This is a genomic window from Methylotuvimicrobium buryatense 5G, assembly GCF_000341735.1.
Lineage (GTDB): Bacteria > Pseudomonadota > Gammaproteobacteria > Methylococcales > Methylomonadaceae > Methylotuvimicrobium > Methylotuvimicrobium buryatense.
The window spans coordinates 31,581-54,107 of record NZ_KB455575.1; the positions used below are offsets into that span (position 1 = coordinate 31,581).

Below are 22,527 nucleotides of genomic sequence, written 5' to 3' on the forward strand. Positions count from 1 at the left end.
CAACAAAGCTCATAGTTCCAGGACGTTATTAATCACCAAATCCTAAAAGGGGTCGAGTGGGAGTTTGGCGGTAGCCTAAAAATCAATGTACATGAGTGTTCATACAAATCAAGTTACTTTTATTTAAGGATTTAGCATATGCTGACAAAGATAAGAGAAAAAGCGCAGGGCGTGTTCTCGTGGGTCATTCTGATCGCAATCACAGTACCCTTTGCTTTATGGGGAATTCAAAACTATCTCGATGTTGGAAAAGAAACTCCGGTTGCATCGGTCGGCGATAGAGATTTTTTTCAACGCGATGTGTCTAAAGCCTATGCTCAATTCAGTCAAAGTTTGCAAGGTTTGGATATCGACGAGGAAACGCTTAAGCAGCAAGCGCTGCAAAAATTGATTCAAGATGAAGTGCTTTTGCAGCATGTGCAATCGCAAGGCCTGGTGATAACGGATAAAACGGCTAGAGATTTTATTCAATCTTTGGACTACTTTCAGGTTGACGGCAAGTTTGATAAAAACCAATACCAAGCATTGCTGGGTTCCCAGGGCATGTCTTCGATCGAATTTGTAGGCAGAATCAAGAATGCATTGATGATGGAGCAGTTTCAGCATGCGGTCGTTGATAGCAGTTTTGCCACGCCGTACGATGTTGAAAGTTTTTTTAAAATTCAAAATCAACTACGGGATATTGAATATCTGACGGTTTCGGTCAAACCGATTGACGAACAGCCCGGCGAAGAAGAAATTGAAGCTTTTTACCGGCAATATCAAGATAATTATCGTACTCCCGAGCAAGTTTCGGTCGATTATATCGAGTTATCGCTAAATGAGCTTGCCGATGCAGTCGAAGTTGTTGACGATAAATTGCGTGCCTTTTATGAAGAGCAAAAGGAAACTTTCAGCACTAAAGAGCGCCGAAAAATCAGCCATATACTCTTTGCAGTGACTAGCGAAACCGATGATGCAGCAGCGTTGGCAAAGGCTCAGGCAGCGAAACAGCAACTGCAAGCCGAGTCGTTTGCTAAAGTTGCCGAAGCCTTGTCCGATGATAAATTAACGGCAAAATCCGGCGGTGATTTAGGATTGTTCGAAGCCGGCGTGATGGAAAAAGCCTTTGAGGATGCGGCGAGCGCGCTGCAGTTGGGTGAGGTTTCCGAGCCTGTTAGGTCGGCTTTCGGTTATCACCTGATTAAAGTGACTGAACTGATTCCCGGAGAAACTAAGTCTTTCGAGGACGTTAAGGATGAAGTGAAGCAATCCTATCAAAAAACGGAAGCCGAAAATAAATATTATGAGCTCGGGCAAACACTGACGGAGTTCAGCTACGAGCATTCCGAAGATTTACTCGGAGTAGCGGACGCTTTAGGGTTGACGGTTAAAACGACAAAATTGTTTACCCGTGAACAAGGCGAAGGAATCGCCGCGGAACACTTGGTTCGTAATGCAGCATTTTCCGAAGATGTCTTGAAAGGCAATAACAGCGAGCCGCTCGAGCTGGAAGGCGATCGATTGGTCGTATTGCATGTCAAGGATCATCAGCCTGCTACTGTGCGCGAACTCGCTGAAGTAAGGGATGACGTCATCGAAGCGTTGTTGTTGTCGAAGTCTAGGCGGCAGACTGAAGAGCGCGTCTTCGATCTTAAAAACCGTGCAATGGCCGGCGAGAACTTAAAAAAATTAGCCGAAGAAGCAAGCGATGTTAGTCACAAATCGATAACAGGCTTGTCGCGCACCAGTACTGAAGTTCCTGTCGAGCTTTTGCAGGCTGTTTTTAAAGCAGCCAAACCTGTTGCCGATCAGCCGAATCTTTTTGTCGCGCCGTTGAGAAACGGCGATCAAGTGTTGGTGAGTCTGCAGAGTGTTACCGATGGCATGATGACTGAAGAAGACAAAAAACGAATGGAATTGGCAACCAAAAATATTGCTAATGCGTTAGGTCAGTCGTTATTTAGTGCGGTAATGGCTAGTTTGCAAGAAAAGGCCGACGTGACTATCCGGTCAAAATGATTGAAACCGGATATTGAGGCAGCGTTTTAGCAAAAGCGTTGCCTTATCGGATTTTAAAACGGCATAAAAAAAGGGAGCTTAAAGCTCCCTTTTTTGACTGCGTTATCCTTGGAAAGGATTAGGATGCAGCTAAACCGGCTATGTTATAGCCGGCGTCAACGTAGGTGATTTCTCCGGTGATTCCGGAAGCCAAGTCCGAGCATAAAAATGCCGCAGCGTTGCCGACTTCTTCAATGGTGACATTCTTTTTCAATGGCGAGGTATCAGCCGCTTTACTCAGCATCGCCTTAAAATTGTTGATGCCGGAAGCTGCCAGCGTTCTAATGGGGCCGGCTGAAACCGCATTGACACGGGTGCCTTCGGCGCCTAAGGCGACGGCCATATAACGTACATTGGCTTCCAGGCTGGCTTTGGCGACCCCCATGACATTATAATTCGGGATCGCGCGTTCCGCGCCTAGATAGCTTAGCGTCAACAAGGCGCCGTTGCGTCCTTTCATCATCGGCCGCCCTGCTTTAGCCAGTGCGGTAAAGCTGTAAGAGCTGATATCGTGAGCGATTTGGAAATTCTCTCGGGTCGTGGCTTCGACATAATCGCCGTCCAGCGCTTCTCTAGGCGCATAAGCCACCGAGTGCACGATGCAGTCCAGTCCATCCCAGTGCTTGCCTAGTTCCTTGAATACGCCTTCGATATGGTCGTCATTGCTGACATCGCATTCGACAGTAATATTGGAGCCGCACTCGGCGGCCATTTTGACGACACGTTCTTGCAATTTGTCGTTTTGGAACGTAAATGCCAGTTCGGCACCTTCACGGTGCATTGCCTTGGCAATACCCCAAGCGATTGAGCGGTTGCTGGCCAAGCCGACAATCAAGACACGTTTGCCTTGCATGAAACCCATATTATCTCTCCATTGGTTTATTGTTAGAATAACGCAAAGTATCTCTAACCGTTAATTTGATGTCCAGCCTTTTGTGGATGAATACGCTGCTGATGAACATAAAATCTAAAACTATTGGTGTAAAAGCAGTTTTGTCGGCATTTGCCATATTCTCAGCAACTCCCAATTTAGGGATCAAAAAGGGTGTGGGGTGTGCTTGGCGAGGATGTCGGCAGCGGGACAGATTTTTGCTCCTGCAAAATCTGCATTCACGCCATCCTTGGCGCTTAGCTGCCGCCAAGCCCCCATGGATGGGTTTACGGCGTTCCTCGACAGGCATACCCCTCACCCTAAGATCGGCGAAAATGCTCAAACTGGGAATTGCTGCCATATTCTTAAGTGCTTGCGATATCTCGCAATTAAATAATCCTTATTCCAAAAAAGACGCTGATTTGGCGGTGCTTTATTCTGCATTTACCGAGCGGCCGAAGCATCTGGACCCGGCGATTTCCTATAGCGCTAACGAATATACGTTTCTCGGACAGATATATGAGCCGCCATTTCAATATCACTACCTCAAAAGGCCTTATGAATTGGTACCGTTGACCGCGATGCACATGCCGGAAGTAGTCTATCTTGATGTCGAAGGCAATCCATTACCTGAAAATGCTGCGGAAGCGCATATTGCCTTTACCGATTATCTTATTGAAATCAAACCGGGACTTCGCTATCAGCCGCATCCGGCGTTTGCCAAAAACAGTGACGGAACGTATCGATATCATGCATTGAGCGATACGGAGATAGCGCACATCACTGCGTTGGCTGATTTCCATCAGTCAGGGACTAGAGAGTTGGTGGCTGAAGATTATGTTTATCAAATCAAGCGCCTGGCTTATTCGAAAATTCAATCGCCGATCGCTGAATTAATGAAGCAGTATATTGTCGGATTCGATGAGTTTTACGAGGCTACCCGGGATGTCGAAGTCGGTGAATTAATGAAGCGAAAACTTTCCGGCGTGAAAGCGTTGGGCAAGTACCGTTATAAAATTCGAATCAACGGCAAGTATCCGCAATTCAGTTATTGGTTGGCGATGCCGTTTTTCGCGCCGATGCCTTGGGAAGCCGATGTTTTTTATCATCAGGATGGTTTGATCGAAAAAAACATCACGCTCGATTGGTACCCGGTCGGTACCGGACCTTTTCTATTGGCGGAAAACAATCCGAATCGGCGCATGGTACTGGAAAAAAACCCCAATTTTCGTTTCGAAGCCTATCCCGACGAAGGTGAGCCGGAAGACCGCGAGCAAGGTTTGCTCGAAGATGCCGGCAAGGCTTTACCTTTTATCGATAAAGTCGTATTTACGCTGGAAAAGGAAACGATTCCCTACTGGCAAAAATTCTTGCAAGGTTACTATGATGCATCCGGTATCGCCTCCGATAGTTTCGACCAAGCCGTGCAATTTTCCGGCAGCGGCGAAGTGGGTTTGACCCGCTCGATGGAAGAAAAAGGCATTCAATTGAAAACATCGACGGTGACCGCAATTTATTATATGGGCTTCAATATGCTGGATAGCCTAGTCGGTGGGTTGTCCGATGAGGCTAGAAAGTTACGCCAAGCGATCGCTATCGCGGTCGACTATGAGGAATTTATTTCGATATTCATGAATGGTCGCGGCGAAGCCGCGCAGGGCGTTTTGCCGCCGGGTATATTCGGCTATGCCGAAGGGCAGGAAGGGCTCAATCGCTATGTTTACGATTGGGTGGACGGCAGGCCAAAGCGAAAGAATATTGAGGCGGCTCGTCAATTAATGGTTGAGGCCGGATACCCCGGGGGGATCGACCCCAAAACCGGCCAACCCTTGATTATGTATTTCGATACGACCTCGTCGGGTATCGATGATCGGTCCAGATTGAACTGGTTTCGCAAACAATTTAGACAATTAGGAATTAAATTGGTCATACGCGGGACCGATTACAATCGTTTTCAACAAAAAATGCGTGCCGGCAATGCGCAAATTTATATGTGGGGTTGGAATGCCGATTACCCTGACCCGGAAAATTTCTTTTTTCTGCTTTATGGACCAAACGGAAAGGTGCAATTCGGCGGGGAAAATACCGGTAATTACCAAAATCCGGAGTTCGATCGCATATTCGAAAAAATGCGCAATATGGATAACACGGACGAGCGCTTTCGCTTGATTCAGCAATTACAAGAACAAGTTCGTTATGATGTGCCGTGGTTATTCGGCTTTTATCCGAAAGATTTCATTCTTTATCACCAGTGGTATAAAAATGTGAAGCCGAATTTAATGGCGAATAATCGCTTAAAGTACGTTCGCATCGATACAGTTACCCGGACCGAAAAAAGACAGCAATGGAATCAGCCGGTTTTCTGGCCTATTGTGCTGGTTTTATTGTTGTTAGCGGTACTGATTGTACCGGCGGTGATTGCTTATCGCCGTAAAATCAGAGCAACCGCTCATTAGTTTTCAATAATCTACAAGGTTTTGGAGGCCTAGCGATGATTCAATATATCATCCGACGAGTTTTATATGCATTTCCGCTATTGCTGGGCGTTAACATTCTGACGTTTGTGTTGTTTTTCGTCGTGAATAGCCCCGAAGATATGGCGCGTATGCAACTCGGGCACAAACATGTCACCGAGCAAGCCGTCGAAAACTGGAAGCAGCAGCGAGGTTATCATTTACCGCTGTTATGGAACGCTGAGGCCGGAGGGGCAGGCAAGGTCACTGAAACGATTTTTTTTCAAAAATCGGCCGGTTTGTTTTGGTTCGATTTCGGAATTTCCGACAGCGATCGTCGTAATATCGGTGCTGATATCAAACAGCGGATGTGGCCCAGTTTGGCTGTGGCGTTGCCGACTTTAGTGCTGGGTTTGATCACGAATATTTGTGTAGCCTTGTTAATGGTTTTGTTTCGCCGATCTTATCTTGAATTCGGCGGTATTGTGCTTTGTGTCGTACTGATGTCGGTATCGTCATTGTTTTATATCATCGGCGGACAGTTTTTTATCGGCAAGGTGCTGAAGCTGGTGCCGATTTCCGGCTACGATGGAGGCTTGCAAGCGTTGAAATTCATAGTGCTGCCGATAGTCATCGGTGTGCTCTCCGGCATCGGTTCCGGCGCGAGATGGTACAGAACGCTGTTTTTGGAGGAGGTCGAAAAGGACTATGTACGAACCGCCAGAGCCAAAGGCTTGTCCGAGACCCAAGTGTTATTTCGGCATGTGTTAAAAAACGCAATGATACCTATTTTGACCGGCGTGGTCGTGGTGCTGCCGTTGTTATTTATGGGAAGTTTGATCATGGAATCGTTTTTCAGTATTCCTGGCCTGGGTAGTTATACGATCGATGCGATCAACAGTCAGGATTTTGCGATTGTCCGGTCGATGGTCTTTCTTGGCTCGGTGCTTTATATCTTTGGGCTGTTATTGACCGATATTTCTTATACTTTAGTAGACCCTAGAGTCAGGTTGTCATAATGGTTGTTTTATGGACCGATGCGCTTATTTTTGTGTTGCTGATCGGCATGATCGTATTGTCGGTTTATATGCTGCGCAACCCTCGAATGACAAGGCCGTTAAGGCAAATAGGCACGAGTAAGACCGGCATGGTATCGTTGACCGTGCTGCTATTTTTCGTGGCGGTGGGTTTGCTTGACTCGATGCATTTTCATTCGAAAGATTCCAATGAAATCGTCAGTGTTTTGGATCAATGGCTGTCGCCGATTCGTTTGCATGGAGAAAAAACCTACTCGGCACCATTTGCGGCCCATCTTTTCGGCAAAGAGTTAATGGTGCTCGAAGATGGCGGTCCGGTATGGGCCTATCCGCGATTGCAATACGGCGGGGCTCATTTGGATGATCCGGAATCCGAGTTGTTCTACGATGTTTTAATGAAGGCGTCTTTCGGCTTTATTAAAAGTGCAATTCCAGCGGCTATCGTGCTTGTCTTATTGGTGCAAAAGTTTCGGCATCGGCAAAATGCATTAATAAGTCAAGCTTCAGCCAAGGCCGTTGCTTGGACCATTTTTTGGATCGTGACGTTGTGCGCTACATTGCTTGAGTTGTCGTCCTATTATCATGTTTTAGGTACCGATAAGGTCGGTGAGGATGTGTTGTACCAGGCGATTAAAAGCATTAGAACAGGGCTCGTTATTGGGACGCTAACGACGCTGATTATGCTGCCGCTGGCAATCGTGTTCGGTATTCTTGCGGGTTTTTTTCGCGGTTGGGTCGATGATACGATTCAATATTTGTACACGACTCTCAATTCGATTCCGAGTGTGTTGTTGATTGCCGCCTCGATTCTGGTCGTGCAGGTCTATATGGCGAAAAATGAAGAACAGTTCACCAGCTTGATCGTTCGCGCCGATATGAGGCTACTGTTTTTATGCATAATTTTGGGTGTGACCAGTTGGACAGGACTATGCCGTATGCTGCGCGCCGAAACGCTGAAATTACGCGAGATGGAATATGTGCAGGCGGCTTCGGCGCTTGGTGTCAGACGAAGAATTATATTATTTCGGCATATTTTGCCGAACGTGATGCATATCGTATTGATTTCGGTCGTGCTCGACTTTAGTTCTTTGGTGTTGGCCGAAGCGGTGTTGTCATATATCAATATCGGCGTCGATCCGACCACGCATAGTTGGGGGAATATGATTAATGGTGCCCGGCTTGAAATGGCGCGCGAGCCGGTGGTTTGGTGGTCGTTGACGGCATCGTTCTTATTTATGTTTACGCTAGTACTCGCTGCCAATTTATTTGCCGATTCGGTCAGGGATGCATTCGATCCGAGGCGCATGGGATGAACCGAAGCCCCGTTCTTGAAGTTAAAAATCTAACAGTCAAATTCGGCTCCGATAATCCGGTGGTCGATGCTATCGGCTTCGAGGTGCATGCCGGCGAAACGTTTGCAATCGTTGGCGAATCGGGTTCCGGTAAGTCGATTACCGCGTTATCGATATTGCGGTTATTGCCGGTCAATGCAAGCGTCGTGGCGGATGAAGTCAACCTGAATGGCGTCGATCTATTGCGCAAGGCCGAATATGAATTGTGCAAAATTCGCGGTCGGCGGGTTGCATTGATCTTTCAAGATCCGATGTCATCGCTTAACCCGGTGATGACGGTCGGCGAACAAATTGCCGAAGTGCTTAAATTGCATTTCTCGATGACGAAAAAAGCGATTCGGCAACGCGTCATCGAATTATTGACTCGGGTTGAAATTCCGGAACCCGAAAAGCGGGCCGGCGAATATCCGCATCAATTATCGGGTGGGCAGCGGCAACGGGTCATGATCGCGATTGCCTTAGCGGGCGAACCCGATTTATTGATCGCCGACGAACCGACGACCGCACTGGATGTGACGATTCAGGCGCAAATATTGGCGTTGCTTAAGGCGATTCAACATAAGACCGGCATGGCGTTATGGTTGATCAGTCATGATTTGGCATTGGTTTCGACGATGGCCGATCGCATTGCCGTGATGCAAAAAGGCAAAATCGTCGAGACTGGGCGGAGCGCTTCGATATTTCAAAATCCCACGCACCCTTATACGCGAAAATTGCTCGATGCCTTGCCGTCGATGGATAGTTGTCTCGGTCATAAGAGAGAGGAAAAGCCATCGCTACTGAAGATCGATGAATTTAAGGTCTATTATCCCATTAGAAAAGGGATCTTTAAGCGAGTCGTCGGCCATGTTCGGGCCGTCGATGGCGTTAGCTTCGAAATTGAACATGGCAAGACCTTGGCCTTGGTCGGCGAGTCGGGTTGCGGCAAGACGACGCTCGGCAAGTCGCTATTGAATTTGATTCCTGCGTATTCCGGGCAGGTGATCATGGACGGCATAGCATTGAATAAGCTGACCGGTGAGGCTTTGCGGCGCAAGCGGGCCGATATTCAAATCGTGTTTCAAGATCCGTTTTCGTCGATGAACCCTAGAATGTTGGTTAGTGAGATTATCGATGAAGGAATTAGAGCCTTGTATCCCGAGGTTGATGCAGTCGATAGACATGCGAGAGTGATTGACTTGCTCGAGCGGGTTGATTTGCCGCCGGATAGCGCGCATCGCTATCCGCATGAATTTTCAGGCGGTCAACGCCAGCGGATTTGTATTGCCAGAGCACTAGCCGTGCAGCCGAAAATGATTGTTTGCGATGAGCCGACTAGCGCGTTGGATGTTTCGGTTCAGGCGCAAATAATCGAGTTGTTGAAGGATTTACAGAAAGAACAAGGCGTGAGTTATTTATTTATTACGCATGATCTTGGTGTCGTTGCGGAAATTGCCGACGAAGTAGCGGTGATGTATCGCGGCAAGATCGTCGAGCACGGTGAAGTCGAGCAGGTGCTGCTGAATCCAAAAAATGCCTATACCCGCGAATTATTGGCGGCGGTTCCGCGCTTGCAAAACAAGGATGTATAAAAAAGGCAAGGGCAATACCGTTGTTCTTGCCTTTATTCTCTAAATTGGGCCAAATCCTAAGTCGATTTGTCGGCTAATACTTTCAGTTGCTGACCCGGCTTCAAAATCTTGTCGACGCTGGTCGAATTCCATTTCAACAAATCGCTAACCGGGACTTTAAATTTTCGCGAGATTTGCATCAAAGAATCACCGGGTTGGACGGTATAGTTAATCGGTTGTGAAGAGGGATTGGCTTTAGCAACGATTTGTGAGCCTTTATTGATCGTCAATTTTTGCCCGGCTTTTAAATTCGAGTTTGCGTTCAACTTATTCCACTGATAAATTTCTTGAGTGCTAACCGAAAATTGCCGGGAAATTTTCCAGAAAGTATCGCCGGATTTGACCGTGTAAATGACTGGTTTTGCAGTGGTTGGCGCTGACTTGGCGGCAACGGTCGATTTTCCGCTTGTCGGTATGATTAGTGATTTTCCCGACTGGATATGATCGGCTTTGCCAAGACGGTTAGCCGTGCGGATAGCGCCGACTGAGGTCTGGTATTTTCGAGCGATTAAGCCTAATGATTCGCCGGGGCGGATTGTATGCTTAATTTTTTGATTAGTGACGGCTTTGACGCGAGCGTTGTCCGGTACTACCGGTGCGGGTGCTTGAGTATAGCGTTCCGCAACCGGAAGCTTGGCTAGGTTCTCTTTAAAGATCGACACTTGATCGACCGGTATCAATAAACGATGCGGACCGTTTGGTGCGGTAGCGTTGCGTTTGAAGGCCGGGTTCAAGCGCTTAATTTCGTCGACGCTGGTTTGGGCGAGTTCGGCGGCTTTTTGTAAGTCGAGTTGGGTGTCCAGGTCGACGACTTCGAAATAAGGCTGATCGGGAATCTCATACAACGGAATGTTGTATTGATCCGGGTTAGCAAAAATCTTCGCAACAGCCAAAAGTCGCGGCACATAGTTAAATGTTTCATTGGGCATTTTTAGCGACCAGTAATCGGTAGGCAAATCCTGAGCCAGATTTCTGTCTATCGATTTTTGCACGTTGCCTCGGCCCCAGTTATAGGAGGCCAGCGCGAGTAACCAGTCGCCTTCGAAATTATCGCTGAGGTCTTTTAAAAATTTAGTTGCCGCCTGAGTGGAGGCATAAACATCGCGGCGTCCGTCATACCAGTTATTTTGTTTCAGACCATATAAACGACCGGTTTCCGGAATGAATTGCCAAAGTCCGGAGGCGTGTGCCGGAGAGTAAGCGTCGGGCCGGAATGCGCTTTCGACGACCGGTAACAGAGCCAGTTCGCCGGGAATGTTTTTTGATTCGATTTCTTCTAAAATCAAATGCAAGTAAGGTTCGGCGCGTTTTTGTACGCGCATCAAGTATTCCGGATTTTTAAGAAACCAATTAATTTCCTTATCGATCCTTTCATTTTCGACTTCCGGCAATGCGTAAAGCGAGACCAAACGTTCCCAAATACTATGGTTGCCAGATTTAAATAAGGATTCTTTTTTAGACTTGGCGAACTTAAGCTTATTTAGACGTGGTTTGTAATCATCTCGTTTGACGAGCGGCGGTTTTTGGCTAATGCTAAGTGAACTTTTGGTCGGTTGTTGAGTACAACCAGCTGAGAGCGTCAAAATCAAAAACGAAAAAAGCGTCAATGACCTGTTAGAATTAGTCTTAGGCATATCTATATCTTAAATTCATTGCACGAAATGAGTAGTATAGCCCGTTTTTATCATAATTCACTGTAATTAAATTTTTTTGAGCCGATTTTATGAAGCGCGATTTTTTATTCTCTTGGTATGAAACGCCGAGAGGAAAAATGCTGCAAGAGGTTGAAGCCGAATATATTCGGCGTTCGATTACGGTCAGTTGCAAACAAAAAGTGCTGCAAATAGGCGGTTTGGGTTGGGAGGATCAATTTATTGACTGCACGCTTTATAACGGTTTTACGATTTTAGATGCCAATAATCTAGGATGCGATGGTGCGCTTAAAATTAAGGCTAAAGCTTATTGCTTGCCTATACTGAGTGATAGCGTCGATCTGATTTTATTGCCTCACTTGCTGGAATTCGATGCGAACCGTTTTCAAACGATGCGTGAAATCGAACGAGTGCTAAAAGCGGAAGGTCATGTGTTGATTATTAATTTTAATCCGTGGAGCTTTTGGGTTCGCTATCAATATCTTTGGGAAAAGAAAATGGCGGATTCGTGGGCCGGACATTTTATCAGTAAGAGAAGAGTGCTGGATTGGTTAAAGCTGCTTAATTTCGAAGCAAAATCGGTTGCCGATTTAAGTATCGATTCGGTTCGTTCCAATCCTGCAAATGCTAAATCTGAAAGATCCTCGTTGCGGGCCACTGCCTACGCAATCAGGGCCATCAAACGTCGATACACACTTATTCCACTAGATTCCAAAGCCTTAAAGCAGCCTCGCATGGCTATTTTGAACGGGTTTGAATCGTCGCAGCGTTTAACGAAAGATGACTGAGTCCGTTGTAATTTATACCGATGGTGCGTGTCGCGGTAATCCCGGCCCTGGCGGTTGGGGGGTCCTTCTAAGCTATAAAGGGTCGGCCAAGGAATTATTCGGCGGCGAAGCGCAAACGACGAATAATCGAATGGAGCTTATGGCTGCGATTCAAGCGTTTGAAGCGTTAACACGTCCTTGTTCCGTCAAGATATATACCGATTCGAAATATGTACTACAAGGCATCACCGAATGGATGCCGAATTGGAAAATAAGAGGTTGGTTGACGGCTGCCAAAAAACCGGTAAAGAATGACGATTTATGGCGGCGTCTCGATGCATCGATGGCTAAGCATCGGGTCGAGTGGATTTGGGTCAAGGGGCATTCCGGCGATCAAGGCAACGAGACGGCAGACCGGTTGGCTAATCAAGGCATCGATTCTTTAAAGAGAGCATGAATTTGTTTCAGCGTGTCGACTCTTCTCATATCGTTTCCGGTGAAAGTTTTTTTAATGGAAAAAATTTTGTTCTCAATGCGGTTGCCGCGCTCAGTTATATTGCCGGAGGTTGTCTTGGTACCCTGTTGGCGATCCCGCCGAGCGGCGTCAGTCCTGTGTGGCCGGCTTCGGGTATCGCACTAGCATTGATATTGGTCTACCGGGTAAGAGTGCTGGCAGGTGTTTTTTTCGGCGCTTTGTTTGTGCAGGTGTATGCTTTTCTCGATCATTCCTCAGCCGAAATGATTCTTGGCTCCATGGTGATCGGGAGTGTCGTCAGTGTGGCTTGCTGCGTTCAAGCTCTGGTCGGAGCTACGTTAATCGAGCGGTGGGTCGGCATCGGCGATCCGTTAACGGAAGATCGAAGCATCTTGCGCTTCATGCTATTGGGCGGGCCGTTAGCTTGTTTGGTCGCGGCGACTGTCGGCGTTACAGCTCTGTGGGCGCGCGGCGTGATTACCGGTGATGATATTTGGTTGAGCTGGGGAACTTGGTGGATTGGCGATACGATAGGAGTGTTGATTTTTACTCCATTTGTGCTGACTTTGATTGGGGAGCCAAGATCTTCATGGAGGGTGCGTCGCAACTATGTGGCTTATCCGTTGGGGTTGCTGTTTCTGTTGGTCGTTAGCGTTTTTCAATACGCCAATAGGCAGGAGTCTCAAAAAATCAAGTCGTTCTTTGATCGACAGGCGATGTTGTTTCATCATGCTTTCAGTGTCTTGATTCAAGATCATATAGGTACCAATGAGATCCTAAAAGGGTTATTCGATAGCGCCGGTCCCATTTCCAAAGAGAGTTTTAAAATATTTACCGTTCCCCTTTTAGATAAGCACCCAGGTCTAGTAGCGTTGGAGTGGATGGCTCATGTGCCGGCAACGGAGCGGGAACGATTCGAAAATTCGCAAAATGAAGGCTTTGCAATACGCGAACCTGAGGAATCCGGGCAAATGGTTTCGGCAGGTCCCCGCGCCAGCTATTTGCCGGTTACTTTTCTTGAACCGCTAGACGGTAACGAGAAGGCTTTGGGTTATGATATTTTAGTTAACCCCATAGCATTAAGCGCGGTCGAGAGTGCAAGGGATCGCGGGGCGACCGCCGTTACCGGGAAGCTCAAGTTGGTGCAGGACGGTCATGCCGACAAAAGCGGGATTGTAATTTATTCCCCGGTTTATGAGCGCTTTCAACCGGTGGATACCGTAGAATCCAGGCGGCTACATTTTAAGGGCGTTGCCGCGACGGTGTTTCGCATCGACGATCTCGTGTCGATAGTTTTGAGCAACCTTCCGGATATGCAGTTGTTGATTCGAATATCCGATCATAACTCAATGTTGTTTAGCAATTTTCCAGAGAGACCGGTTCATAAAGTCATCGATATTCCTTTAAGGGTTGCGGAGAGAATAACAGTCGGAGACCGCGGTTGGTATATTATTTACGAGCCTTCCGGGCAATTTTTTCATAGACATTTATCGTGGAGTGTCTGGTGGTTATTGCTCGGTGGGTTTTCGTTCACAGGGTTGACCGGTATCGGTTTATTGATGTTGTCCGGACGGACCTTAAGGATGGAGGAAGAAGTTAAAAAGCGGACCTTGGAACTGAAGCGGAGTAATGCCAGTCTCGCGGAGAGCGAAAGCCAGTTAAGGTTGGCGGCGACGACATTTGAAACTCATGAGGGTATTTTAATTACGGATAGTGCCGGCAATATCTTACGCGTCAACCATGCCTTTTCTGAAATTACCGGTTTTAGTTCCGATGAAGTGATCGGGCGGAATCCACGGATTTTACAGTCTGACCGTCATGATAATGATTTTTATGACGAGCTTTGGCGATATTTACTTACAGTTGGCAAATTCGAAGGTGAAATTTGGAATCGGCGCAAGAATGGAGAAAATGTTCCGACATGGCAAACGATCACGGCCGTTAAGAATGAACAAGGCGATACGACGCATTTTGTCGCAATTTTTTATGATATTACCGAGAAAAAGAAAGCGGAAAATGAGATTCATGATCTTGCTTTTTATGACCCGCTGACAGCTCTGGCCAATCGCCGTTTACTGGTCAATCAGCTTTCCAACGAATTGGCTGTGAGTAAACGCCAAGGGACTTTCGGGTCTATTATTTTTCTCGATTTGGATCGATTCAAAGTGTTGAACGATTCGTTGGGGCATCATGTCGGGGATGAATTGTTGATTCAAGTTGCGAACCGTTTGAAGGATTCGCTCAGGGAAGAAGACATACCGTCAAGACTAGGCGGAGACGAATTCGTCATATTGATTCATGCCAATAAACGCAGTCTCGAAGCTGCCAGCGATGAGGCATTACATGTTGCCGAAAAAATAAGGCGCGCATTAAACCGAACATATTTTTTCGACGATTTCGAGCACCATTGCTCGCCGAGTATCGGTATTGCTTTGTTTCCGGATAGCGGTCAAACGGCCAATCAGATTTTGCAACAGGCCGATAAGGCGATGTATCAATCCAAGGCTAAAGGGCGTAATACGATAAGCTTTTTTCATCAAAGCATACAAGAAGCGGCCGATGCCCGAATGTTTTTAGAAAAAGAGTTACGTTCGGCAATCGAAAATCAGGATTTTGTTTTGTATTACCAGCCGCAAACCGATCGTTTAGGACGGCTATCCGGATCGGAAGCCTTGATTCGCTGGGAGCATAAAGAAAAAGGTTTAATCTCCCCCGATCAATTTATTCCGGTTGCCGAAGAAGCGGGCTTGATCGTGCCACTGGGTATCTGGGTTTTTCGCGAGTCTTGCATGCAAATGCGAAAGTGGCTCGATAACGGCTTGGATATTCAACACATCTCGATTAATGTCAGCTCCAAGCAATTTCGTCAGCAAGACTTCGTCGATCAAATTGCCGAAGCGATCAGTCAATATGAGGTTCCGGCTTCACGTTTCGTTATCGAATTAACCGAGGGCGTTGTGATCGATAATATCGATGACACGGTCAAAAAAATGCGTGCCTTGAAACAATTGGGTGTGAAAATTTCGATAGACGATTTTGGGACGGGGTATTCGTCGTTGACCTATCTCAAGCAATTGCCGCTGGACGAATTAAAAATCGACAAGAGTTTTGTCAGAGATATTACTACCGACTTCAACGATGCCGTCATTATCGAGACTATCATCAATATGGCGCATAATCTCGGAATCGATGTTATTGCCGAGGGGGTCGAAACCGAGGCGCAAAGAGACTTTCTGTACAACAAGGGATGTCGAGTGTTTCAAGGTTATTATTTTTCTCGGCCGATGACGAGTGCGGATTTTGAGGTTTGGGTAAGGAAAGGGGAAAGATGAAAGGTGAAAGGGGAAAGGGGAAAGGGGAAAGGGGAAAGGTGAATGGTGAATGGTGAATGGTGAAGGGGATTTGAAAGTATGATGGATGAGATTGATTGGGTCGAAATTGCTCCTAGAGCACCGCATCGGTATACGGTTATTTGGATGCATGGCTTGGGGGCCGATGGGCATGACTTTGAGGGCATTGTTCCGGAATTGGGGCTGCCCGATGATTTGGGGATTCGATTTTGCTTTCCTAATGCGCCGGTGCGCCCGGTTACGATCAATGGAGGAATGGCCATGCGGGCTTGGTATGACATTGTGGATATGTCATTGGAACGGCAAGTTGACAAGGCCGGTATTGCCGAGTCGTCGGCGTCGATCTTGAAATTGATAGACAGGGAAATTGCAGATGGCGTGCCTTCCGAAAATATTTTGCTGGCCGGGTTTTCGCAAGGCGGCGTGATTGCACTTGATGCCGGCTTGAAATGTCTGCATCGGTTGGCGGGTATCTTAGCGCTTTCTTGCTATTTACCGACATGGCCTGAAGTTGTTCCGGCGCTTTTCGAGGTAAATCGATCGCTTCCGATAATGATGGCGCACGGCTCGTTCGATAACGTCGTTGCCCGTGAATCGGGCAGAGCGGCTTTCGAGGCATTGACATCGATCGGCTATTCTGTAGTCTGGAAAGAATATCCGATGGCGCATTCTGTTTGTTTTGAAGAGGTCGGGGATATCGCCGACTTCATCCGGCAATGTTTTCACATCGGGGAGGATGTGTGATGAGTAAGCCGACCATAAGGCAAATCGTGCTGGATACCGAAACGACAGGGCTTAATCCGCAAGAAGGGCATCGTGTTATCGAGATAGGTTGTGTTGAATTATTGAATCGTCGCCTAAGCGGTCGACATTTTCATGTCTACATTAATCCGGAGCGGGAAATCGATGCCGGTGCGGTCGAGGTCCATGGAATCACCAATGAGTTTTTGGCCGATAAGCCGTTGTTTTCCTCGATAGTCGAAGACTTCATCAATTTTATTCGCGATGCCGAATTGATCATTCACAACGCCCCATTCGATGTTGGGTTTTTAAATCATGAATTCGGCTTATTGAATAATGGGACCGGAATTGTCGAGAATTACAGCTCGGTATTCGATACCTTGACGTTTGCCAGAAAAAAACATCCCGGGCAGCGCAACAGTTTGGATGCCTTATGCAAGCGCTACGGCATCGATAACAGTCATCGCGATCTTCACGGCGCGCTTTTGGATGCGGAAATCCTGGCGGATGTCTACCTATTGATGACCGGCGGACAGGCTTCATTGTTGGATGAAGAAAACCCGAGGGAAGAGTCGGCTGGAGGCGCATCGATCATTGTTCGCCTGTCTTCCGATCGCCCCAGGCTAAAAGTGATTCATTGTGATGTTGTCGAAGCTGCCGAGCATCAAAAGCGTTTGGATGCGATTGAAAAAGCGGGCGGGGGGTGTCTGTGGAAAAATTAACTTACTCCCTTTTGATCGAAAAACCGTCTAAGAATAAAAAGTATGGGATGTGTCTATCGAGGCCCGCCGTGAACCCATCCATGGGGGCTTGACGGCAGCAATCCCTGCTGCCGACATCCTCGCTAGCCACACCCCATACCTTCATAAAGTTAGGAATATGCACAAAATAACTGCTACAAGTAGTAGGCTTTGCGGCGGTTCTGTGACTCGCTTGACAGGCCCGGCACCACTGCCATTAAGTTAAGGGAACTCCGTCATTCCGCCATGGACTGGCGAAATCCAGTGCCATGGATGGCAAGCTTTTAAGGTGCCTTAGAACTTGAATGCAAAAATTACTCATTTCTATCACGGCTTAACTTAATGGCAGTGAGGCGCCGACACCTGCCAACCGAACAGCCGAATCCTTAGCTATCGGACTTAGTTTTTTTTCGTTTGCTATCGGAACCGTCTCGTTTTTTGGCCTTGAAAGATTTTTTCAGCGGTTCGCCCATCCTGGAAATATTCAATTGCTGGCCGGCAACTCTGACTTTTTTCAATTCTTGGAAAATATCCTTGGGCATACCTGCAGGTAACTCTACGGTGCTGTAATTTTCCTCGATTTTGATACGCGCGATATGATCCCCATCGAGCCCTGTTTCATTAGCGATAGCGCCGACGATATTGCCCGGCTTTACGCCATGAGCCTTGCCGACTTCGATACGGTAGGTTTGCATTTCAATGTCGGGTGTCGGTTTGCGTTTGCTCTTCCTTTCATTGCCCGAGTCATTTTCTCTATGATCTTTGTGTTCGCGGCGTTCCGATTCTTTCTTGGGTGGGTTTTTCATCAGCAGCGGCGTTTCGCCTTGCACTTGTTTTGCCAAGGCTGCGGCTATTTCGATCGCCGAAACGTTATGTTCGATTTGGTACTGTTCCATCAATTGAATGAAAAAACTCAATTCTTCTGCGGCCAGTGTATCGGTAATGCGTTGTTTGAAACGAGCAATTCTTTTGTTGTTAATAATCTCAGTCGAAGGCAGGCCCATTTCTTCGACTTTTTGTCGGGTAGCTTTCTCGATATTGCTGAGCAACCTTCTTTCGCGCGGCGCGACAAACAATATCGCGTCGCCGGTGCGCCCTGCGCGTCCGGTTCTGCCGATACGGTGAATATAGGCCTCGGTATCGTAAGGGATATCGTAGTTGATGACATGGCTGACCCGTTCGACATCAAGGCCGCGCGCTGCCACGTCGGTTGCGATTAGAATATCCAGTTTACCGTTTTTCAAATGCGCGATTGTTCTTTCGCGCAGTACTTGCGACATATCGCCATTGATTGCCGCGGCCGAATAGCCTCGCGCTTCGAGTTTTTCGGCCAGTTCGACCGTCGCGGTTTTGGTGCGTACAAAGATAATGATGCCGTCAAAGGTTTCCGATTCCAAAATGCGGGTTAGTGCGTCGAGTTTATGAACTCCGCTGACTAGCCAGTAGCGTTGGCGTATCGTTTCGGCGGTCGACGTGCGGACCTTGACCGTGATTTCCTCGGGGTCATGTAAATACGTTTGCGCGATTTTGCGAATGGGTGCCGGCATCGTTGCCGAAAACAGCGCGATTTGGCGTTGTTTAGGGGTTTGTTCCAAAATCCATTCGACATCGTCTATAAAGCCCATGCGTAGCATTTCGTCGGCTTCATCGAGTACCAAACAGCTTAATTCACCCAGTCTTAGCGTGCCTTTACGCATATGATCCATGACCCGTCCCGGAGTCCCGACGATAACATGCGGGCCGCGTTTGAGCTGGCGAAGTTGCGTCGTGTAGTCTTGCCCGCCGTAGATCGGCAATACATGAAAACCTTTTAAATGCGCGGCATAGCGCTGGAATGCCTCGGCAACTTGTATGGCTAATTCGCGGGTGGGAGCTAGAACTAAAACTTGCGGTTCGGTTTTTTTTAGGTCGAGGCGGGATAATATCGGTAAAGCAAAAGCTGCGGTCTTACCGGTGCCGGTTTGTGCCTGGCCTAGAACATCCTTGCCTTGCATTAAGTGAGGAATGGTTTGAGCCTGAATCGGGGAAGGCGATTCGTAGCCGACATCATCCAATGCTTTAAGCACCGGTTCGATTAGAGCTAATTCACGAAAAGTTGGAAAAGAGGAAACATCGTTGGACATGCAAAGCCTGTGGGTAAATTTAAGACGCGTGGTGCGGAGGGGAGTTAAGCTCGCAATTATACCTCATATTAATCAATCTGGTAAAAATAGATTGACAAGAACGGCTTTTTTTTGATTTTGACTATACCGATGAAAACTATCGGTGGCTTTAGCCTTAGCTAAGTATTTCGTGATATACCCATGTATGGACTCCTCGTTTACTGCAAGCCAAGTTTTCAAAAATTGATGTCAAAACAGAGATCAAGATTGCCGTCATATATCCGGTCTCATACAGAGGCATTATTGCCTCAGGACTCCTGATGAATCTATCCGCGCGCTTATTCCTCAATCATCGTAACGGTTTCTTAAGAACCTATGGGTATAACGGGTTGTAAAAACACCGGTCTGACCTGTTGTTGTCATCAATGATTATTTAATTGCCTCCGCAATCTTGTGCACTCGGTTAAATCAATCTCACTTATCAGGGTTATCCACGCTCTGTCCACGGGCTCCGAGCTCTCCTCTCTAGCCATAAGTATCTACACAAGTTTTCCAGAAAAATGGCATGATATCGTATGATTTTAAAAAACACTGACGGGTATAGACCCACGCCTCGCCAATCGCCATCAGTAATTGGTACTTGAACACATAAACTCAAGCGAACGCCTGAGCGCAGGCTTGAAGGCGTTGCCGAATAAGATCAGCAGTTTCGCCAGCACTCAAGCCGCTTGGCGATTTTATCAGAATGAATCGGTTTGCTTGTCGAAATTACAGGAGCCGCTGATTTCAGCAATGCATGAAGGCATCGCCGAGCATTGCAGCCAGTAGGCCTTATGTGAGCATGATTGGTCACACCTGAACTACAAACATACTATACCTATCGCACTTCAAATTTCGGCATTGACGGACACCCCGGCGCCGAAATTTGACCAGCAAAGGGTATAACAAAACCGATACGTATGCTATTACGCATGAGACGGATGTCGACTATGACTTGCAAACCAGTCTGATTGTCAGCGATCAGAACGGGCAACCGCTGGCGCCGGTGGCGCAGCGATTAGTGAGTGCTGACGGGAGTTATGCCACCTACGGCGATCCCGAGCCCGGCTTGCCCGTCAAGCATCATCTGGATGAAGTTAGCGACTGCATCCAGTTTTTGGACGAACAAGGTTTTGCCAAGCCATTAGTACACCTAATTGACCGAGAAGGGGATTCTGTGGGTCATATCCGCCGCTGGGAAGCGGCGGATAGCCACTGGCTAGTACGCGTCAAGGATAATCCTAATGTGGACTACCAGGGCAAGCCCATGGCTTGTAAAGCCGTGGCGCAAGAACTGGCGTTCAGCAAGACTCGGCAAGTCAGTTATCATGGTCAGACTTATTGGCAGTGGGTGGCGGAAACAGACGTGACGCTAACCCGTCCCGCCAAACCGAGTCAGAAGAAAGGCAAAAAGCCGGCTGTGCCTGGCATTCCTGTAGCGGCTAGGCTGGTGGTTAGTCGCGTCTTGTCCGACGAGGGTGATGTGTTGGCGGAATGGTTGCTATTGACCAATGTGAAAGACGTTGATGCTTCGACCCTTGCGCTATGGTACTACTGGCGCTGGCAAATCGAGTGTTTCTTCAAACTGGTCAAGTCGGCAGGCCACCACCTCGAATCGTGGCAACAGGAATCAGCCCTGGCCATTGCCAAACGCCTCTTGGTCGCTAGCATGGCCTGTGTTACGGTTTGGGCCATAGCTGCCGACAAAAGCAAGGAAGCGGCTGAATTAAGACTATTTCTGATCAAACTCAGCGGCAGGCAAATGCGCCACAAAAAGGAGTTTACCAATCCAGCACTGTTGTCGGGGCTGTGGGTCTTCCTCTCCATGCTTGAAATCATGCAAGCGCGCCAAGATTTTTCGCGACAGCTGAAATGGGGTCCGTCCGATTTCAGCAGCGAAAAATGACTTGGCGATTATTGCCTTCGGCGGCCCCGATTCGCCCTGCGTCCGTGCCACTACGCCACATCATCGTATACTCGATGCGGCTCCGTAGCACTCCCACAAATGGCTTTACGCCGTGTCGCGATGCCTTGTATTTTGCCTCCGCCTGCGCTATTCGCGCAGACTCCGGCAAAACACCCGGCGCTACGGCTATCGGGGACTAAAAATCTTCACTTCGCTAACGCTCCGTTTCCAAGATTTTCAGCGGATGCCTACTCTCAAGAAGAATTGGATATACCCATCGTAGATCAAAATTCGGCACCGGGGTGTCCGTCAAAGGACGCCGTGAATACGTCCATGTAGGCTCTATGCCAGCTCCATGCTGGCAAAGCCTTTGTCGGACACCCCGGCGCCTCCTCGGGCACTGCCGAAATTTGAAGTGCGAAAGGTATAGCTTGAAAGCAACCGTTCAGAAATTTTTAGGAAAAGTTGTGTAGATACTTATGATGCAGAGCAGGGAAATTCAAAAATGCTGAGGCTATTGAATAAGCGGCGCTATTCGATGGCCGAAGGGGGTTTAATCGTTACCGACGATTTCAATCCGCTTGAAAATCTGCAAGTCAGCAAGGCCGAAGCGTATCTTAAGGTACTGCTGGAGCGGGTCGGCATGGATGTCTTTTTGCGTTGACGATTTCATTTTCCGTAAACCACATCTGACAAAAGTTCGATCATTTGTAGGGCGCCGCATCGCGCGCCATTTCTCGGTTATTCTGTTTGTTTCAGCGTCTTGAAAAGGTGCGCGATGCGCACCTTTCTTGGCGTCTTTGATCAGTTCCACTCAAGCAATTTCCATTGATTGATTCGCGTGCCGCGATGTAAATCGCTTTCTCTGACGTCCATGGTGCCGTCGCCGTCAGTGTCGATCAAATAATAAGCCGGGCCGATATCGGGAACGATTTTGATCATGTACAACTCTCCGTTGATCCGATATTCCTGTATTTGTTCTTTACCTCGCCGAATGATGGTGATATCGGGTTCCATGGGTTCGCCGCTTTCGACAGGCATCGGTGCATCCGGTATATCGGGAATGGCTTCGGTGGTTTCCGTACTTCTGCGTATTACCGTTTGGTCAGGATCCATCACTTGGCCGCTTTGCACCGGTGCCGGCATATCCGGTACGTCGGGAATATTCATTAAAATGGGCGGCGGAGCCGATAATGCGAGTGCCGGAATAATTAGCAAGCTGTAAGTTAAAGTTAAACGCATCATAATTTCTATATCTAATCGGTTATTGAGCCTATTATGACAGCTTGGGGGCTCTGCGTAATGAAAAAAGTTCTGACAAACCATTAAAGAACTCGCGGCGAGGGAGTTTGTCATCCTAGTCGATTTTGAATCGTGTATCGGCCGTCTAGT

The 22,527-nt window shown here is 47.7% G+C and carries 18 protein-coding genes; 13 read left to right on the forward strand and 5 right to left on the reverse strand.

What is annotated here, in order from left to right; genetic code table 11:
- Positions 1–138: 138 nt before the first annotated feature.
- Positions 139–2,001: a SurA N-terminal domain-containing protein gene (locus tag METBU_RS0100170; protein WP_017838703.1), complete on the forward strand. Its 1,863-nt coding sequence runs from the start codon at positions 139–141 to the stop codon at positions 1,999–2,001.
- 118 nt (positions 2,002–2,119) lie between these two features.
- Here METBU_RS0100170 and METBU_RS0100175 read toward each other — a convergent pair whose 3' ends face one another.
- Positions 2,120–2,902 carry an enoyl-ACP reductase FabI gene (locus tag METBU_RS0100175; protein ID WP_014149471.1) on the reverse strand — a complete coding sequence of 261 codons (783 nt, stop codon included), beginning with the start codon at positions 2,900–2,902 and terminating at the stop codon, positions 2,120–2,122.
- A 1-nt stretch (position 2,903) separates the two neighbouring features.
- Complete coding sequence (locus METBU_RS27855; RefSeq protein WP_040575252.1) at positions 2,904–3,221, reverse strand: hypothetical protein; 318 nt, start codon at positions 3,219–3,221, stop codon at positions 2,904–2,906.
- 25 nt (positions 3,222–3,246) lie between these two features.
- On the opposite strand from METBU_RS27855, the gene METBU_RS0100180 reads away from it, so the two are divergent.
- Genes METBU_RS0100180 through METBU_RS0100195 form a run of 4 tightly spaced genes read left to right on the forward strand, consistent with a single transcriptional unit; the run spans position 3,247 to position 9,324 of the window.
- A complete protein-coding gene (locus tag METBU_RS0100180; RefSeq protein ID WP_017838704.1) occupies positions 3,247–5,367 on the forward strand; it encodes an ABC transporter substrate-binding protein in 2,121 nt (706 codons plus the stop codon).
- A gap of 35 nt (positions 5,368–5,402) precedes the next feature.
- Positions 5,403–6,383: an ABC transporter permease gene (locus tag METBU_RS0100185; RefSeq protein ID WP_017838705.1), complete on the forward strand. Its 981-nt coding sequence runs from the start codon at positions 5,403–5,405 to the stop codon at positions 6,381–6,383.
- Positions 6,383–7,714 carry an ABC transporter permease gene (locus METBU_RS0100190; protein ID WP_017838706.1) on the forward strand — a complete coding sequence of 444 codons (1,332 nt, stop codon included), beginning with the start codon at positions 6,383–6,385 and terminating at the stop codon, positions 7,712–7,714. The genes METBU_RS0100185 and METBU_RS0100190 overlap by 1 nt, the downstream gene beginning before the upstream one ends.
- Complete coding sequence (locus METBU_RS0100195; protein ID WP_017838707.1) at positions 7,711–9,324, forward strand: ABC transporter ATP-binding protein; 1,614 nt, start codon at positions 7,711–7,713, stop codon at positions 9,322–9,324. Before METBU_RS0100190 ends, METBU_RS0100195 begins: the two co-directional genes overlap by 4 nt.
- Positions 9,325–9,380: 56 nt before the next feature.
- Here the strand turns inward: METBU_RS0100195 and METBU_RS0100200 are convergent, their stop codons facing one another.
- On the reverse strand, positions 9,381–10,997 hold the full coding sequence (locus METBU_RS0100200; protein WP_017838708.1) for a LysM peptidoglycan-binding domain-containing protein: 1,617 nt from the start codon (positions 10,995–10,997) through the stop codon (positions 9,381–9,383).
- Between the two features lie 89 nt (positions 10,998–11,086).
- On the opposite strand from METBU_RS0100200, the gene METBU_RS0100205 reads away from it, so the two are divergent.
- From METBU_RS0100205 to dnaQ, 5 genes are all read left to right on the forward strand, one after another.
- Positions 11,087–11,803, forward strand: a complete 717-nt coding sequence (locus METBU_RS0100205) for a class I SAM-dependent methyltransferase (protein WP_014149465.1) — start codon at positions 11,087–11,089, stop codon at positions 11,801–11,803.
- Positions 11,796–12,239 (forward strand): ribonuclease HI, encoded by a 444-nt coding sequence (gene rnhA / locus METBU_RS0100210; protein ID WP_017838709.1) that lies wholly within the window; start codon positions 11,796–11,798, stop codon positions 12,237–12,239. Before METBU_RS0100205 ends, rnhA begins: the two co-directional genes overlap by 8 nt.
- Positions 12,236–15,589, forward strand: coding sequence for an EAL domain-containing protein (locus METBU_RS0100215; protein WP_017838710.1), 3,354 nt, complete (start codon positions 12,236–12,238; stop codon positions 15,587–15,589). The genes rnhA and METBU_RS0100215 overlap by 4 nt, the downstream gene beginning before the upstream one ends.
- A gap of 78 nt (positions 15,590–15,667) precedes the next feature.
- The gene (locus tag METBU_RS0100220; RefSeq protein ID WP_017838711.1) at positions 15,668–16,351 is read left to right on the forward strand and encodes an alpha/beta hydrolase; all 684 of its coding nucleotides are present in this window, start codon (positions 15,668–15,670) and stop codon (positions 16,349–16,351) included.
- Positions 16,351–17,070 carry a DNA polymerase III subunit epsilon gene (gene dnaQ / locus METBU_RS0100225; RefSeq protein ID WP_017838712.1) on the forward strand — a complete coding sequence of 240 codons (720 nt, stop codon included), beginning with the start codon at positions 16,351–16,353 and terminating at the stop codon, positions 17,068–17,070. The genes METBU_RS0100220 and dnaQ overlap by 1 nt, the downstream gene beginning before the upstream one ends.
- 404 nt (positions 17,071–17,474) lie before the next feature.
- On the opposite strand, the gene METBU_RS0100230 is transcribed toward dnaQ, so the two are convergent.
- Positions 17,475–19,211, reverse strand: a complete 1,737-nt coding sequence (locus tag METBU_RS0100230) for a DEAD/DEAH box helicase (RefSeq protein WP_017838713.1) — start codon at positions 19,209–19,211, stop codon at positions 17,475–17,477.
- 666 nt (positions 19,212–19,877) lie between these two features.
- Between METBU_RS0100230 and METBU_RS27130 the strand changes: the two genes are divergently transcribed.
- The 3 genes from METBU_RS27130 to METBU_RS27860 all read left to right on the forward strand — a co-directional run bounded on the left by METBU_RS27130 (position 19,878) and on the right by METBU_RS27860 (position 21,799).
- On the forward strand, positions 19,878–20,018 hold the full coding sequence (locus tag METBU_RS27130) for a hypothetical protein (RefSeq protein ID WP_208976552.1): 141 nt from the start codon (positions 19,878–19,880) through the stop codon (positions 20,016–20,018).
- Between the two features lie 97 nt (positions 20,019–20,115).
- Positions 20,116–21,135: a transposase gene (locus METBU_RS0100240; protein WP_017838715.1), complete on the forward strand. Its 1,020-nt coding sequence runs from the start codon at positions 20,116–20,118 to the stop codon at positions 21,133–21,135.
- A gap of 505 nt (positions 21,136–21,640) precedes the next feature.
- On the forward strand, positions 21,641–21,799 hold the full coding sequence (locus METBU_RS27860) for a hypothetical protein (RefSeq protein WP_017838716.1): 159 nt from the start codon (positions 21,641–21,643) through the stop codon (positions 21,797–21,799).
- 140 nt (positions 21,800–21,939) lie between these two features.
- Here the strand turns inward: METBU_RS27860 and METBU_RS0100250 are convergent, their stop codons facing one another.
- A complete protein-coding gene (locus tag METBU_RS0100250) occupies positions 21,940–22,377 on the reverse strand; it encodes a DUF2782 domain-containing protein (protein ID WP_017838717.1) in 438 nt (145 codons plus the stop codon).
- Positions 22,378–22,527 lie beyond the last annotated feature (150 nt).